This window comes from Paenibacillus sp. Paensp111 (assembly GCF_059492195.1).
Genome location: NZ_CP168527.1, coordinates 1,498,510 through 1,513,134 on the forward strand (window position 1 = coordinate 1,498,510; position 14,625 = coordinate 1,513,134).

The 14,625-nt window shown below is 47.5% G+C and carries 10 protein-coding genes; 5 read left to right on the forward strand and 5 right to left on the reverse strand.

Going from position 1 to position 14,625, the window contains the following annotated elements:
- The first annotated feature begins 147 nt into the window (after positions 1-147).
- From ACEN86_RS06810 to ACEN86_RS06825, 4 genes are all read left to right on the forward strand, one after another.
- Entirely contained in the window at positions 148-3,309 is a 3,162-nt protein-coding gene (locus ACEN86_RS06810) for an alpha-amylase family glycosyl hydrolase (protein WP_495633558.1), read from the forward strand.
- A 174-nt stretch (positions 3,310-3,483) separates the two neighbouring features.
- Positions 3,484-3,666, forward strand: coding sequence for a hypothetical protein (locus ACEN86_RS06815; RefSeq protein ID WP_495633559.1), 183 nt, complete (start codon positions 3,484-3,486; stop codon positions 3,664-3,666).
- A 307-nt stretch (positions 3,667-3,973) separates the two neighbouring features.
- Entirely contained in the window at positions 3,974-4,429 is a 456-nt protein-coding gene (locus ACEN86_RS06820) for a VOC family protein (RefSeq protein ID WP_495633560.1), read from the forward strand.
- A gap of 44 nt (positions 4,430-4,473) precedes the next feature.
- Positions 4,474-5,175 carry an SDR family oxidoreductase gene (locus tag ACEN86_RS06825; protein WP_495633561.1) on the forward strand — a complete coding sequence of 234 codons (702 nt, stop codon included), beginning with the start codon at positions 4,474-4,476 and terminating at the stop codon, positions 5,173-5,175.
- Positions 5,176-5,352: 177 nt separating this feature from the next.
- On the opposite strand, the gene ACEN86_RS06830 is transcribed toward ACEN86_RS06825, so the two are convergent.
- From ACEN86_RS06830 to ACEN86_RS06845, 4 genes are read right to left on the reverse strand one after another with little or no spacing between them, the layout of a single operon-like run.
- Positions 5,353-6,561 carry a Ger(x)C family spore germination protein gene (locus ACEN86_RS06830; RefSeq protein ID WP_495633562.1) on the reverse strand — a complete coding sequence of 403 codons (1,209 nt, stop codon included), beginning with the start codon at positions 6,559-6,561 and terminating at the stop codon, positions 5,353-5,355.
- Positions 6,558-7,967 (reverse strand): spore germination protein, encoded by a 1,410-nt coding sequence (locus ACEN86_RS06835; RefSeq protein ID WP_495633563.1) that lies wholly within the window; start codon positions 7,965-7,967, stop codon positions 6,558-6,560. Before ACEN86_RS06835 ends, ACEN86_RS06830 begins: the two co-directional genes overlap by 4 nt.
- A complete protein-coding gene (locus tag ACEN86_RS06840) occupies positions 7,964-9,058 on the reverse strand; it encodes a GerAB/ArcD/ProY family transporter (RefSeq protein WP_495633564.1) in 1,095 nt (364 codons plus the stop codon). Before ACEN86_RS06840 ends, ACEN86_RS06835 begins: the two co-directional genes overlap by 4 nt.
- The gene (locus tag ACEN86_RS06845; RefSeq protein WP_495633565.1) at positions 9,055-9,306 is read right to left on the reverse strand and encodes a hypothetical protein; all 252 of its coding nucleotides are present in this window, start codon (positions 9,304-9,306) and stop codon (positions 9,055-9,057) included. Before ACEN86_RS06845 ends, ACEN86_RS06840 begins: the two co-directional genes overlap by 4 nt.
- A gap of 556 nt (positions 9,307-9,862) precedes the next feature.
- Here ACEN86_RS06845 and ACEN86_RS06850 point away from each other — a divergent pair.
- Positions 9,863-11,626 (forward strand): sensor histidine kinase, encoded by a 1,764-nt coding sequence (locus ACEN86_RS06850; RefSeq protein WP_495633566.1) that lies wholly within the window; start codon positions 9,863-9,865, stop codon positions 11,624-11,626.
- A gap of 62 nt (positions 11,627-11,688) precedes the next feature.
- Here ACEN86_RS06850 and ACEN86_RS06855 read toward each other — a convergent pair whose 3' ends face one another.
- The gene (locus tag ACEN86_RS06855; RefSeq protein WP_495633567.1) at positions 11,689-14,439 is read right to left on the reverse strand and encodes an endo-beta-N-acetylglucosaminidase; all 2,751 of its coding nucleotides are present in this window, start codon (positions 14,437-14,439) and stop codon (positions 11,689-11,691) included.
- Between the last annotated feature and the right edge of the window lie 186 nt (positions 14,440-14,625).

Genomic DNA, 14,625 nt, shown 5'->3' on the forward strand with positions numbered 1-14,625 from the left:
TCCATTTGTGGTAGCGCTTACTATCTTATTTTAGACATCGGGAGGAGGTAAATAATAATTTTATTTAGTCCACGATAAAATGCTGTCTTTTGCGCAAACGTTTGCTTTATTTATGCCAATATAATTTTAGATCGGGAGGTTGTTTATTTGATAAGGACAAGGTCCAATCGGTTTGTTGCTGTACTGCTGGTATTTGCCATTTTAGTTAGCTTGTTTGGTCTGACTGATCGAGCATTGGTCAGCACGACAAATGCTGCCGCTAGCATACAGAAGTTTGAGGGTGAGAGCGCCTCGCTGTCCGGGGGAGCAAAGGTAAATACCGATCATAAAGGCTATTCCGGAACTGGATTTGTTGACGGATATTTAGCGGTCGGCGCAGCGGCTACATTCAGCGTACCGACTTCAGTTACTGGCAATTATAATGCAACACTACATTATGCGAATGCAACGGGCAGCGCCAAGAAGGTCTCCATTTATGTAAATGGGGCATTGGTCAAGCAGACCACGCTGGCTAACCTGGCGAATTGGGACACTTGGGCAGACCAGACGGAGACACTCTCCCTGCCTCAAGGGAACAATACGATTACCTACAAATATAACTCCGGCGACAGCGGAAATATCAATATCGACTATATGTCAGTTGTATCGTCTGATACGACGGTTGATCCCGTCACGGATGGCTTAACCGTACATGTTAAGAAACCGGCAAATTGGAATTCAGCACTCCGCATCCATTATTGGAATCTGGCTCCCTCCTCTGTTCCAAACAGCGGGGCATGGCCGGGTATTCTGATGAAGTCCGACGGGAATGACTGGTACAGCTACACGATTGCCGGGGCGACAAGTGCAAGTCTGATCTTCAATGACAGCAATGGCAAGCAGACCGCGGATTTGTCCCGCAGCACCAAAGAAAGTTGGTATTACACGGACAACAAGTGGTACGATACCAATCCCGAAACTCCAAAAATTCCAGTAATTTCAGCTTCTCCTGCGCCAAAAACTTATGATACGGCCCAGACTGTAACTCTCTCCAGCACGAATTCGGACGACAAGATTTACTATACTACAGACGGCTCAGCCCCAACGGCTTCTTCGAAGCTGTATACTACCGGAATTAAGGTAGATGCTTCTATGACCATCAAGGCCATGGGTGTTAACTCAGCGGGTCAAGCTGGAAGCGCAGCCTCCTTCGCCTATGTTATTGACCAGAATACAGATACTCAGCCGCCTACAATTACGCCGAATCTGCCTGTGGGGAATTCGAGTACAGCAGTTACGGTATCTTTTATAGTAAAAGACAACAAATCTGCTGCCACAACAGCTTACTATACTGAAGATGGGTCGGAACCGACTACAAGCTCCAAGGTCTATATCACCGGAAATGCTTCGGCCGGTATGACCGGACCGGGTATTGTGGTCTCCAAGACAACCACATTGAAATTCTTGGTTGTTGACGGAGCTGGACTCAAGACCACCCAGAGCTTTGTCTATAACATCGGGAAAAGCGGAGATTTCCGTGAAGACAGCATCTACTTCGTTATTACTTCAAGGTTCTATGATGGCGATAAGAGCAACAATGTGCATGCATGGGATGACGCCAAGGCAGGCAATCCGGATTCAGATCCGGCCTGGCGCGGTGACTTTAAAGGATTGATCGACAAGCTTGATTATATCAAGGCCCTGGGCTTTAGTGCGGTGTGGATTACACCTGTAGTTCAAAATGCCAGCGGTTACGATTATCATGGCTATCATGCGATTAACTTTGCCAAAGTAGATCCGCGGTATGAATCTGCCGGAGCATCTTACCAGGATCTCATTAATGCGGCCCATGCCAAAGGGCTGAAGATCATTCAGGATATTGTGGTCAATCACACAGGGAACTTCGGGGAGGAGAACTTATTCCCGATGTTCAAGAAAGATCCGACCAAGCCGGATACTGTGAGTAACATGCTCAAGATTACTGACAAATTGCCTGCCAACTATGATTCCATGACACCGGATCAGCAGTATCAGGCAAGACTCGCGTTAATGAAGACAGAAGGAGTCAACAACAATATCTACCACACCGAGAAGAGCCTTTCCTGGGAATCTTACACGGTTCAGACAGGGCAAATTGCAGGCGATTGTGTGGACCTCAATACAGAGGAACCTGCGGTAGATCATTATCTGATTGATACGTACAACAAATATATTGATATGGGTGTAGATGCTTTCCGTATCGATACCGTGAAGCATGTGAACAGATATATTTTCAACAAGTATTTCGTACCGGCGTGGAAGCAGAGAGGCGGTTCGAATTTCTATCTCTTTGGCGAAGTGGCCACCCGGTATAGAGATGTCTGGAACAGCGGTATCCCGTCCATTTCCACCCCGTTCTATACCTGGAAAGAGTCGAAAGCCTACCCGGGTGACGGCAAGGATGATTACGCTTCCAATAAGGCTTCGGTTGAACAGAACTGGGCAGACAACTCTACCACGACAGGACAGCCTACTTCGAACAATGCACTGCTGAACGGGAATAGTTATCATGCGCCGGACTACTCGATGAAATCGGGTCTGGATGTCATCGACTTCCCTATGCACTGGGCATTTAAGACGGCACAGGAAGCATTCAGTATGCGGAGCGGAGACAAATTCTATAACGATGCGACCTGGAATGTAACGTATGTGGATTCCCATGACTATGCTCCTGACCAGGCCCCTGAGAATCAAAGATTCGCAGGCACACAAGACACATGGGCAGAGAATCTGGATCTCTTGTTCACTTTCCGCGGAATCCCGGCGATCTTCTATGGATCGGAAATCGAGTTCCAAAAGGGCAAGGTTATCGACCCAGGCCCGAATGCTCCACTTAGCACAACGGGAAGAGCTTATTTTGGAGATCATATTGAAGGCAGCGTAACAACCCAGGACTATGGTAAATACACGAATGCCACAGGTACACTGGCAGATTCCCTTAACTATCCTCTGGCGAAGCATATCCGTCAGCTGAATCTGATCCGCAGAGCCGTGCCTGCCCTGCAAAAAGGCCAATATTCAACTGAGAATGTAAGCGGGGATTTGGCATTCAAGAGAAGATATACAGATACGGCTAAAGGTATCGACAGCTTTGTACTGGTAACTATTTCGGGGAATGCAACCTTTACTGGAATCCCGAACGGAACCTATGTAGATGCAGTAACTGGCGACACCAAGAGTGTTACCAATGGAAGCATCACCTTGTCCTGCTCAGGCAAAGGAAATGCTAGAATCTACGTGCTGAATGGACCTGGTAAAATTGCAGAGTCCGGCAATACTTATCTGAAATAGTAAGATACACAATGGATTTATAAAGGCTGCTGATCTTCGATCAGCGGCCTTTTGGCCATTTAACACATAAATTTTGGTTATTGGTTAAAGCTATAGGAACTGAACTGATGACGGCATTTCGAGTCATAAGTTCAATCCCAGCAGCAAGTCAACATACAAAGGAGCGGAAGTAGGATGGAGAATAAATCACACAGCGGGAATTATAGAGGAACCACCAACATGCACGCGAAGAATCAGGATATGGGCTTTGTGAATGATACGTTAGAGAATGCCAAGAATACGACGCCAGTCAATATTATGAAGGATGACATTAACGAAGGGAACGAAGAGGAGCCGCTTGAGCTTAACGGGAAATAACCTGTTCTTTTCCGGAGTTTAGCTTGGTTCTATAAGGTTCGGCAGATCAGCCCGCCCTCCTAATTGGTCAGTGGACTTAAGCTTAGTTAGCGCAGCTCGGCTGTGTTGACTAAGCTTTTTGTTTATTTTGCCCGATAAATAACAGATTTATATAAACTTCATTAGGACAGCTGTCCTGTCCCTACGCTATTGACAGCGCTTTCTATTGTATTTATGATAGTATTCCAGCTACATTTCTTGAGAATAAAATAGGATCACGGCGTTAACTCATCATACCATTTTACACAATGAGAGGATGTTATCAGCTATGGCAGGTTTGCTTGGAAACAACGTGATTACCCAAATTGGAATCCTTGTGCATGATATTGACTCCGTAAGCCAGGCTTATGCTGATTTCTTCGGTGTACCCAAACCGGAGGCTATAATTACCGATACTGTTGAGGTAGCCCAGACGGAATATAACGGAAGGCCAAGCCCGGCTCGGGCCAAGCTGGCTTTTTTTGACATGGGTTCGCTGCAGGTGGAGCTGATCGAGCCGGATGAGCATCCAAGTACCTGGCGGGATTATTTGAACGAGCATGGTGAAGGACCTCACCACATTGCCTTTGTTATTGATGGAATGAAGGAGAAGATTACGCTTCTGGAAAGCAAGGGCTTCCCTCTCCAGCAGAAGGGGGAGTATACCGGCGGCCGATATGCATATATGGATACATTTAAGGAACTCAAAGTCCTTGTTGAATTACTGGAGAACGATAAAAAGTAACGGATACAGGGTTCCAGGGTTATTCGATATTGGAAGGAGCAACAATGATGAACCTGCTAATCACAGGCGGGGGCCGAGGCCTTGGCTATGAAATGGCCGCTGAAGCACTGGAGCGCGGGCATTCGGTGATCGCCGGAATGCGGTCTTCGGGTGAAGGGGGCGGTAAGCTCAGTGCACTTGAGGACAAGTATGGTCCCAGGCTTACCCTCGTGCCTCTGGATGTCACTTATGAAGAGGGGCTTGCATCGCTCGCAAGCCTCCTGACCCAGGAGGGTCGGAAGCTTGGCGCGATTGTTAATAACGCCGGTATCCTGACTGCCCGGAATACACCCATAGAGGAACTGGATATGCAGGAAGTGGCTCGGACGTTCGAGGTCAATTTATATGGGCCGATGCGGGTGGTGAAGCATTTTCTTCCGCTTCTCACAGAGCCGGATGCGTCAATCATTAATATCTCTTCGGAGGCAGGCAGTCTGTCGAATGCTTATCCGGGCGACTATCCTTATGCAATCTCCAAGAGTGCGCTGAATATGTTCACCGAGCAGCTGCGTAGTCTGCTTAAAGATCGGGACATTCAGGTGCTGAGTGTTCATCCCGGCTGGATGAAGACCGACATGGGAGGAGCGGATGCTCCAACAACGCCAAGGCAAAGTGCATCCGGCATACTCGATCTCATCGAGCGCAAGGTAGTTCCGAACGCAAAAATTAATTTTGTGGATTATAACGGCAGGGAAATGCCGATCTAAGAGTGATTTCAAGAACTAATCGAAGGTCTTACCCAAACCCCAAAAAGGTCTGCTTCTCTAGCAAACCTTTTTGGGGTTTTATACACACGCAGTTTGGAGTTATTCAAGTCTCAAGTCATAGAGATTGATCATTTCCACATATCGATCAATTCTAACCTTAAAATCCGGGGAAGGTGCTCATTGAATATTAGAGGTATCCTCGATTTTTCGAGTCTTTAGCTCCGACCGTAGAATCGTAAACTTGCTTGCGACCCTCAAATGGGCCTCCGTGAAGCTTTTGTTCCATTCTCTCTTTATGTTCTCGAATTGCCGAAAGTGATAACGGTTCAGATTTTCGCCAAAACCGAAAATATCAACGCCGAAGTCTTTTTTCACCCGTTCGATTACGGTTTTCACCTGTTCATTTACATGTTCAGATTCTTTTCGTTCGAGCTCCCGGTAACCGGCCGCCTTATCGATCGGTAATTCCGTATCGATTTGAGATAGGCGGCCTACTCCTTTAATGTTCAGCTTGATGTCCGGACGGCCTGCTCGAAAGGTTACGTTCATGGCGGCATGTATGGGCGTCATCCGTATCATGGCGTGGGCCCCTTTGGAACCCAGCGGAACCGCTACCGAAGTCGCTTTAAGTTTGTCTCGAACAAGATTCAGCACTCGCGTCTCGGACGTATTGAGAAAACCGATAAGCTTATCTTCACGGAAGACTGCGGCGCCTGCGCAATGCACGACTGCCTTGGGTAGTGTCGACTTGGAGCTGTCGCTGCTTGCACTCTCTTTCACCTTCCCCTGTACAGAGATTGCGCCAAGAACAGGTTCCCGTCCGTCCGCTAGAATCGCTTCCGTGTACTCGTCCAGCGTGCTCCTCGGGATGCCGCCCCAATTATCGTAAAAATGAGTGGCCTGCATCCGCAGCTTCCAGCTTGCGTACAGTCCGCTTGGATACGTAATCTTTAAAAAGTCCGAAGCAGGACTGTCCTTTGCCACCAATAGGAGCACGTCCTCTCGAACAAAGCGAGACCGTTGCAAGCCGTCAATAATCTCGTCAAGGCCTTTATGCGCGACGCCCTCATCCACGATAATTGTATGAATATGGGATAATATGATCGTTCTCTCTACCAGTTCATTCATACGCGCAGCGACGTCAGCAAGCGTCTTTCCCTCCAATGTGTAGAGCTGGGTAGAAGGGCCGCCGGTACCGCTCTGTACCCGTTGTGCCTCGGCTGGATTCAGCACTTCCAAGGTGAATTTATACCGGTCGCTTTCCCCGAGTTCAACGGCAACTCCAGTCAAGAGTGAGGACCGATTGATTTCGACCAGATCCCAGCACCCGCTTTGAAGCATACAAATGACAATGGCCGCTAGAAGCAGTAAACATTTGCGCTTCATTGCCCTTCATCCTTTCCACTGGCAGCGGGCATTCTTGACGACAAATAGGGTGTGCCAAACATGTCGATACGCGACAATTGGATGAGGAGAAAGGCGACCCCGACCAAAAGACCGAACAGTCCAAGCAGGGAACCGAGCAAGTTGAGTACATAACGCAGCAGCCGAACGCGGGCACCAAAGGTGTAAACAGGCGATACGAAGCCCGATATGACGGAAAGCGCAACAACAATAACGCTGATGTTTGATACGAATCCTGCCAACACGGCCGCTTGTCCAAGTACAAGCGCGCCAGCAATGGAAATGGACTGCCCAACGATTCGTGGCATTCGGGTCCCGGCTTCACGTACAATTTCAAACGCGAACTCCAATAAAAAAATCTCGAGGACGGCCGGAAAGGGAATACCTTCCCGCTGTGCGGCTATGCTCGTGAGCAATATCGTCGGAACAAGCTCCTGATGATAGCTCGTTATCGCCACATATAGCGCCGGCATGCAAAGCGAGATTAGAAAAGCAAAATAACGAAGATATCGGACAAAAACCCCAAAGATATACCACTGGTAATAATCTTCCGACGATTTGAAATAATCCCAAAACAGTGAAGGAACTATAATTACAAACGGACTTCCGTTGACAATGACGGCTGCCCGGTTCTGAATCAAGCTCTGGCAGACCGCGTCAGGTCGTTCGCTGCTAATCACTGTGGGAAACAGCAGAAACATCTTGGGCCGGAATAAGAACTCCAATCCGCTTGAATCATACAATTCCTTTAACCTGCACTCCCGCAGGCGCTCCCGGATTTTCTCTAGAACGGCAGGTGCGATATGGCCCTCGAGATAAGCAAGATGTACCGCCGTTCCGGTCTGCTCTCCGATTTCAAAATTTTCGAAACGAAGCTTATCATTCTGAAGTCTTCTCCGAATGAGACTAATATTGGTATCGGAGGATTCCGTAAAACCTTCTTTCGGTCCCTTGGCTACGCTCTGGGCAGTTGGTTCGGCGATGGCACGCGTGTCGAGCTTCTTGACATTGATCATTAAAATCTCTGTTAAGCCTGAAATAAACAGCCCGGCATAACCTTTCGATATAAGCCCGGCAAGTACATTTGGATCCTGTGTCGTCTCGGTGCTCATGCCCACAAAATATAACGCCCGAATACGGTCAAGCCAGTTCTCTTTGTCCGGTTTATCCGCCGGATTCTCGGCAAGTAATAGCGGTTTGACGACGGTTTCCGTTAGGAACGAGGGATTGGTCATGGAGGTCAAATACATTAAAACGCCACTTTCTCCATAAATCCGGATTGGAAAAGATGCCAAGTCAGACGAGTCACCGAACCGTCGCCGGATCTCGTCTTGTACAGAAGCAGGGTCTGTAACGACGATTCGCTTTTTGTTTTCTGTCGTTGTCATCGTACTTCTCCTCTCGAACGACGCATCCATATCAAAAGCAGAGTCGCTGCCGGAACTACGAGCTGCATCGGCATGTGTATCCAAAAAATGGCGTAGTTTAAACCTTCTTCTGCATGTTCAGCATAATTTTCCGTAACCAGGATGGAAAGGGCGCCAATAAGAAGAGCGCAGGGGATCATGAACGTAGAGCAGTTCCTTCCGAATACATATTCAGCTCCCTTCGTGCCTGCGTACATAAAAATAGCGCTTTTTACCAAAACGCCAAAGAAAATAATGAACGCTACGAGTGCGTCCATACGGGTGATGAAATCCGAAATATTGATTTGCCTCGCCGCATCAAGCAGGGCAAATGCCGAAAATGTAATGTTTTCCTTACCAAGTGTACAGATCTGCAGAAGGTTAGAGAACGTCAGCACGATACAAGCGCACACAATCCCAGCGACCCCTAGTTTCCGGAATTGACGCGGCTTCGCCAGATTTTTAATAAAAATAAGGAACACAATGACTTCTCCGTAAGGGAACCAAATGGAGCTTCGCCATGTTGCCCCAATAATCGGATGAATTCCTTTAGACAAAAATGGAAGGAGATGCTGTACATCAACGGAGCCGCTAAATATGAGCAGGATTGCCAACAACGCAAAGAATAGGACGATGCCCGTTGTAACCCGCATGGCCAAGCGGCTGATCGTCGTAAGGCCCCCTAGTGAAGCGTACGCAATTAGCAGTACAAACAGGAGAATGACCACTTCCTTTGGAGTGTTCAAGAGAAGTGTAGTCTTGATCAGTTCCAACATGTCGCGGACATTCCGTGACGCAATATATAAGAAATAAACGGCGTATCCTACAACAAGAACATGACCGGGGAACCGGCCCCAAGCTTTGTACAGTATTTCGTACAAATTCCCATAATTCCCTTTCGTCACCAAATAGGTATACAGTAAAAATAAAATGCTGGCTGGCAGAAGTGCGAAGAGATCGACAAGCCAGGAGTCCGGCACCAATCTTGGTGTACCGAAGATCAGCGAAGTCCCGAGTAGAAAGACGAAAATCAGGTTAAACGCTTGAAAGGGCTGAACGCGGGCTTGAGTCATGGCGTGCTGATCCTCCTCAAGTCCGAAAGCTTATTTTGCAGCCGTCTGAAGAGAGCGTGTGTCCTCATGTCAGTCCAAGCCGCCGTCAATAATGCCCCTGCAATGAACCAGACAGATGAAGGATGGGAAGGCGTGGCGAACATCTGAATGAGCGCCTGAAGGAACGGCTTTTGGTATACTAACGTGTCCATGAATGCCAACAAGAGCGTGCTTGCAACACTGAGTACAATTACACCAGCAGTAACCATCTATGTCTCTCCTTTCGTTAAATCCATGTTTTGTTAATGTGTTCATGTCGTCCCACTATTATGTAAGTGAGGAGCGAGATCGATCCTAGTAACCATGGCCTAGTTTTTTCATATATTTAAGACAACTAATCAATCAATAATTAGTACTTCGGCGAGCTAATGTACCAATGAGATCAAGAAAATGGATATCTCAATTGATGTATCGGTTTTATTAACAAGAAGCTAAAAAGGCCTGGTATGAAGAATTGTTGCTGAATAGCATGAGGATTTTTTAGGTTATTATCTGCTGGTCTGTGAAGGAGTGAAGAGGAATTATGAAAAGATTGTCGAATAATCACTAGAGATATTCTCTCAATATAACAAATGAACGGCTAAGGGTGGAAAATTACACCCTTTTTTTCTTTGAACATGCTAAACTTTAACTATTAATCTCAGTAATATTTAACTTTTAAGTTGTTTTGATAAATTAGCAAATAAAAGTGTCATAAAAAGAAGAAATTTGTCGATAGATATAGATAATAAGAGTGATGTGAGTGTAGAAAGGAACCTTCCAAAGATGATTGGATTTAGAAGATTAATGATTGTATACATACTCGTGATGAGTCTTTTATTGTTTTTCCTGAACGGAATCTACTATTACACCATGAGAAGCACGCTTCTTGACGGACAGAAGCAAAGCATTGAAATGATGACTTCCCACATTAAGTCCTCCCTGGAGATTACGCAGAAAGGGGAGATGCTGTTCGAAGAGGCTTTGGCGGATAAGCTGCGCCTGGCATCCATAGCGGCCCAGAATATGCTGCCTCACAAGCTTGATGAGGTTACCAACGAACAGCTCGTTCAAATTCGGGACAAGCTGGGTATTGAAGATTTGACCTTGTTCAAGTATTTGAGGAAAGAGAACAATTTCATCGGAATGAAGTCCAGTGATGTCAAGGAAATCGGGATGACTACAGAGACTTGGGGCGGTGGGAAATGGAATAAGGTATTTAAAGAGCTGATGGAGAAGCATAATGCCGAGCCAATTCCGAACTTCGGTGAGAACCTGCCCAGCTTCTGGGCCGGCCCGTTCGATACCTCGTCCTCTGACCCTACCAAGATCAGCAAGTGGGGATATTATAACGACGGGACCACGGATTATTTGATCGATCCTTACATTTCAGAGAGCATCATTAACCGGTTCAGAGACAAGGCCGGCGTGGAGTTCAACATTGAAGAACAGGAGAAGAGTAATCCGTTAATTCTTGAAATTGGCATCCTGAACGACAAGATTTTGCAGGGAGAATGGAAGACACCCAAGGACAAGCCTGAATGGCATTCCGAACGTAAGCTTCTCTACGGTAAATATAATTATACTTCAGCTGAGGATTCAGCATTGGCCAAGGAAGCCTTCTCCCAGATGGAAAAGGTGCACAAGGTGATGGAGATTAACGGAAGGAAGGTTCTAAGAACCTACTCTCCGATCAGTCTGGAGGATAATGTGAATAAAGGGTTCGACCGCATGCTGATCATCGTTACCTCCGATATGGATCAGATGACCTCGGATTTGATTCACAAAGAGGTGCGAATCTCGATTGTAGCCTTGATTATTCTGGCTATCGGGGCCCTCATGATTAGTGCTGTCGTAAGATATATTAAGAGACAGGGCAGAATTGTCAATGATGTACAGAGCATGTATCTTCAGAATATTGACAGCCTGTTCAAGACCATTAAGGAATACCGGCATGATTTCGTGAATCATATCTTTGCTCTGACGGGGCTTGCGAGAATCAAGAAATATGATGAGCTTGAAGAATACCTTCATAGTCTCTCCCATATTAACAAAACGTTCAACGAAATTGTTGATGTTCAGGTTCCCGCCTTTAACGGACTGATTCAAGCTAAAGCCGCGCAGGCACTGGAGCGGAAGATTCAGTTCGAGTACTATTTTACCGGGTTCGAGCTCCTCAATCTCGATATATTAAAAGTGACTAACCTGGTCCGTATCACCGGGAATCTGATCGATAATGCCTTCTATGCCGTGCAGGAGAAGGATGAAGATGACCGGAAAGTAGAGGTCATGGCCCGGGTGGAGCAGAAGAAGCTGACCATTCAAGTGCTCAATAACGGGGAGCCTATTCCAGAAGAGCTGAGAGACCGGATCTTTGAGCACGGATTCACGACAAAGCCGAAGACCCGAAACAGCGGCCTTGGTCTTGCGATTGTCAGAAAGCTGGTTGAGAGCTATAGTGGACGGATTGAGCTTAAGACCTCCAGCGAATACACCTGCTTCAAAATCGAAATCCCGCTCGGCCCCAAAGAGCTTCAGGGGAATGCTTGACGCAAGTAAGAGAGAAGGGGTCCCTAGCCGCCATTCATGGCGGCCAGGGACCCCTTTCTGTTCTATCTAAGAATCGTAGTTGCCTGATTACCGGCGTAATCCTCGATCACCAGCTTAAGTGAGCTGGTGGTGGAGTCAGGCGTAAAGGTAAGCGCACTGAGCTTCGTACGTCCCCGTAATATATAAGGGAACTTCTTAGTTACATAAGTGACTCCGAACTCTTTGGGCACATTATCCTCATATACATATAAATAATGCCAATCCTTCAAAGTTGGTAAGGCGAGCGTATACGTATTACCATTAACCGTCACATTCTCCTTGGCGTAAGGCTCAATGGAGTTGTCTGCGAGACGCCCGCTGTAGGTAGAGAGAGCTCCGCCTTCCGTGACGATATCCAGTGAGTAGCGGTCACCGTTCGTTGGAAGCCCGGTCAACACGGCAGAATCATCTTGAATCTGCGCTGTGAATGTCTTGGTGAACGGCGTATCTGTATACGCTGTCGTCAATTTGATGGTTACGGGACCTGCTGCCTGATCGGGATGAGTCCAAGTGACCTCAGCATTCCCGTTAGCTTGCGGCTGAACAGCTATATTCGTAACCGCACCATTCAGGTCATAGGTTAACGTGGCGGGTTCGCTTTCCGTTCCATCCGGTCCAACGGCGGTAAGGGACAGCTTGCCCGATTTCTTGCCCAGGGATTTGATATAATACACCGAATCATAGATTCCCCCAACATAGGAACCGTTCTCGTACAGATTGTACTGTTTCACTTTGGAATAATCCTCGATATTCCAGGCTACATCAAGCTCCCCGGTATTGGTGAGGCTCTTGGTCAGCCTAAAGCCTGTTGGCGCTGCCGGTTTAACAGCGGAACCGTCAGAGATCTTGATCTGACCGATGTTGATCTGGTAATCATTAATGGGTTTGTTCCCTTGGTCAACATATAGTCCTACTGCGGCAATAGTTCGGTTCTTGTAGGTTTTCAGATCCAGGGTACGGGTCACCCAGCCATCAGTCTGCTTGCCCGAGCCCGGAATCTTCACTTTGACTACTTTATCCGGGTGATCCTTGAATATGAGTCCTACACTGAGGTTCGACTTGTCACTTGCCGAGGGCTTGTTATAAGAGATGGACAGGGTCGAATTCTTTTGGACGTCCAATTCGGTCTTGTACAAGTGAAGGAAGTTATCCGCATCCAGCTTGCCATTTAGAACAAGTGAGCTGCCTCCATTGAAGCCGCCTACAGGCTGGTAAGTATAGCGCGTTCCCTTATTATAATTCGGTCCAAAGTCGAAATCGGCTGACAGCTTGCTGCCTTTGGATTCCATCCACCACTGCCAGGTCACAGGGATATCCTGAATATTGATATTGGACCATTCTTTCGGATTGGATACCTTTCCGTTCATATAATAGGCAAGGCCGTGTCCTGTATTGAAGCTGGTTGCAAAATTAGTGCCCTTGATAACCGAACGTTCAGCGATATAGGCAGCCATACCGTCCCAGTTCGCCCCGGAAGCTTTGACATCGGACAGATCCGCGGCCGCATTTCTTCTGGCATTTGAAGGATCCAGGTTCGGTCCGGACCACCATGCACGGTCGCGGACAAAGGTCATCCACTGATAATCGTCGTTCGCACGGCGGTTCGTATCAGCTCCACCGAGCTCTTCATCCAGCGCATTTTGGGTGAAGTCAGCTCCCAGTGTGGCGATGCTGTTCATTGGCTGACCCTGATCATCAAGATTCAGGCGCAGGTCATACTTCTGCTTCCATCTCCCGAAGTCGCCATTTCCTCCTTCAACACCCGCAAAGACGGTCTTCAGCGGGTCCAGCCCCAAGCTTTTTGCATGCTCACTGGAGCTCTTCAGCTTGTCTTTGTTCCACCAGTAGTTCAGGAAGATCGAATCCGAGACCTGGCCAAGCTCCTTGTCTTTCACAAAGGGACTGTTCTCCGCGTTGAACTCGTTCTGATAAGAAATCTGGCCGTTCGAATTCAAGGTGGAATCATACCACTGTACGTAAATCCCCTGATCTCTGAGGTACTTCATAAACTGCTTGTAGCGGGGGATATCCTCGGTGGCCACGCCTTTCGAAGCTTCCTCCTGATTGATGAAGTAACCGTCATAGCCATAGTACTTGGCCATCTCGATGAGTTTTTTGGCTACAGGAAAGTCTCCGTTCTCATCCTGAACCAGCATTTGCTTGTAGGTCTGCGGTCCACGGTCGTTATCCGAGAAGAAGATGCAGGCAATCGAGAGGACGCCGTTCTTGTGAGCTGCGTTCGTGTAGGCTGGGTTGGGAAGGTTCAAGATCCCGAACTCGAACCATTTCTCGGTCCAGTCCTTATTCGGATCATAGAGCTCTTCGGGAACCTCCGCCGTAGGCATGCCGTGCCAGGAGCCGTAATAATCCGTGTACTGCCAATAATTGAAGAGATACTGGCTGAATTCGTTCGTATAGGAGTAGCTGTCAAAGAAAGCATTGCCATAATCACCGCTGAGGGTGAAATTCTGCGTCTTGGGGCTCAGCTTGGGATAAGCTTGGGTGGCTGAAAAGGAGCCGATCCTTTTTTGCAGCGGAACTCGTGCCCGGAGCATATCCCCATAGACGTCACTTTCAGGGGTCCAATCGATAATATTAGAGCTGGTATAGCCATGCTGGTAGGGCTGATTCGGCCCCTTGGCACTTTCCCCCTGATAAGGGAGAGTGTCTCCAGCTTGGGCAATTGAGGCAAACGAAGAGATAAGCATAGCAGAAGTAAGAGCAATAGCTGTGGATTTGGATGAGATTACTTTACGTATAGTGCTTCGGTTCATAGTTTGTCCCCTTTCTAATCGCTTGAATTTGACCTTTCCCCTGAACCCCCTCCCGGGAATTGGAATCTGCCGGACAGCAGCTGCAGCCGAACAGTTAAGAATAAAGATAATTTATGAAAGCATTTTCAAATAGGGCGAAATTAAAGATATGCTGTTTAAACTATAGAAAAATCTTTCCATCTCCCA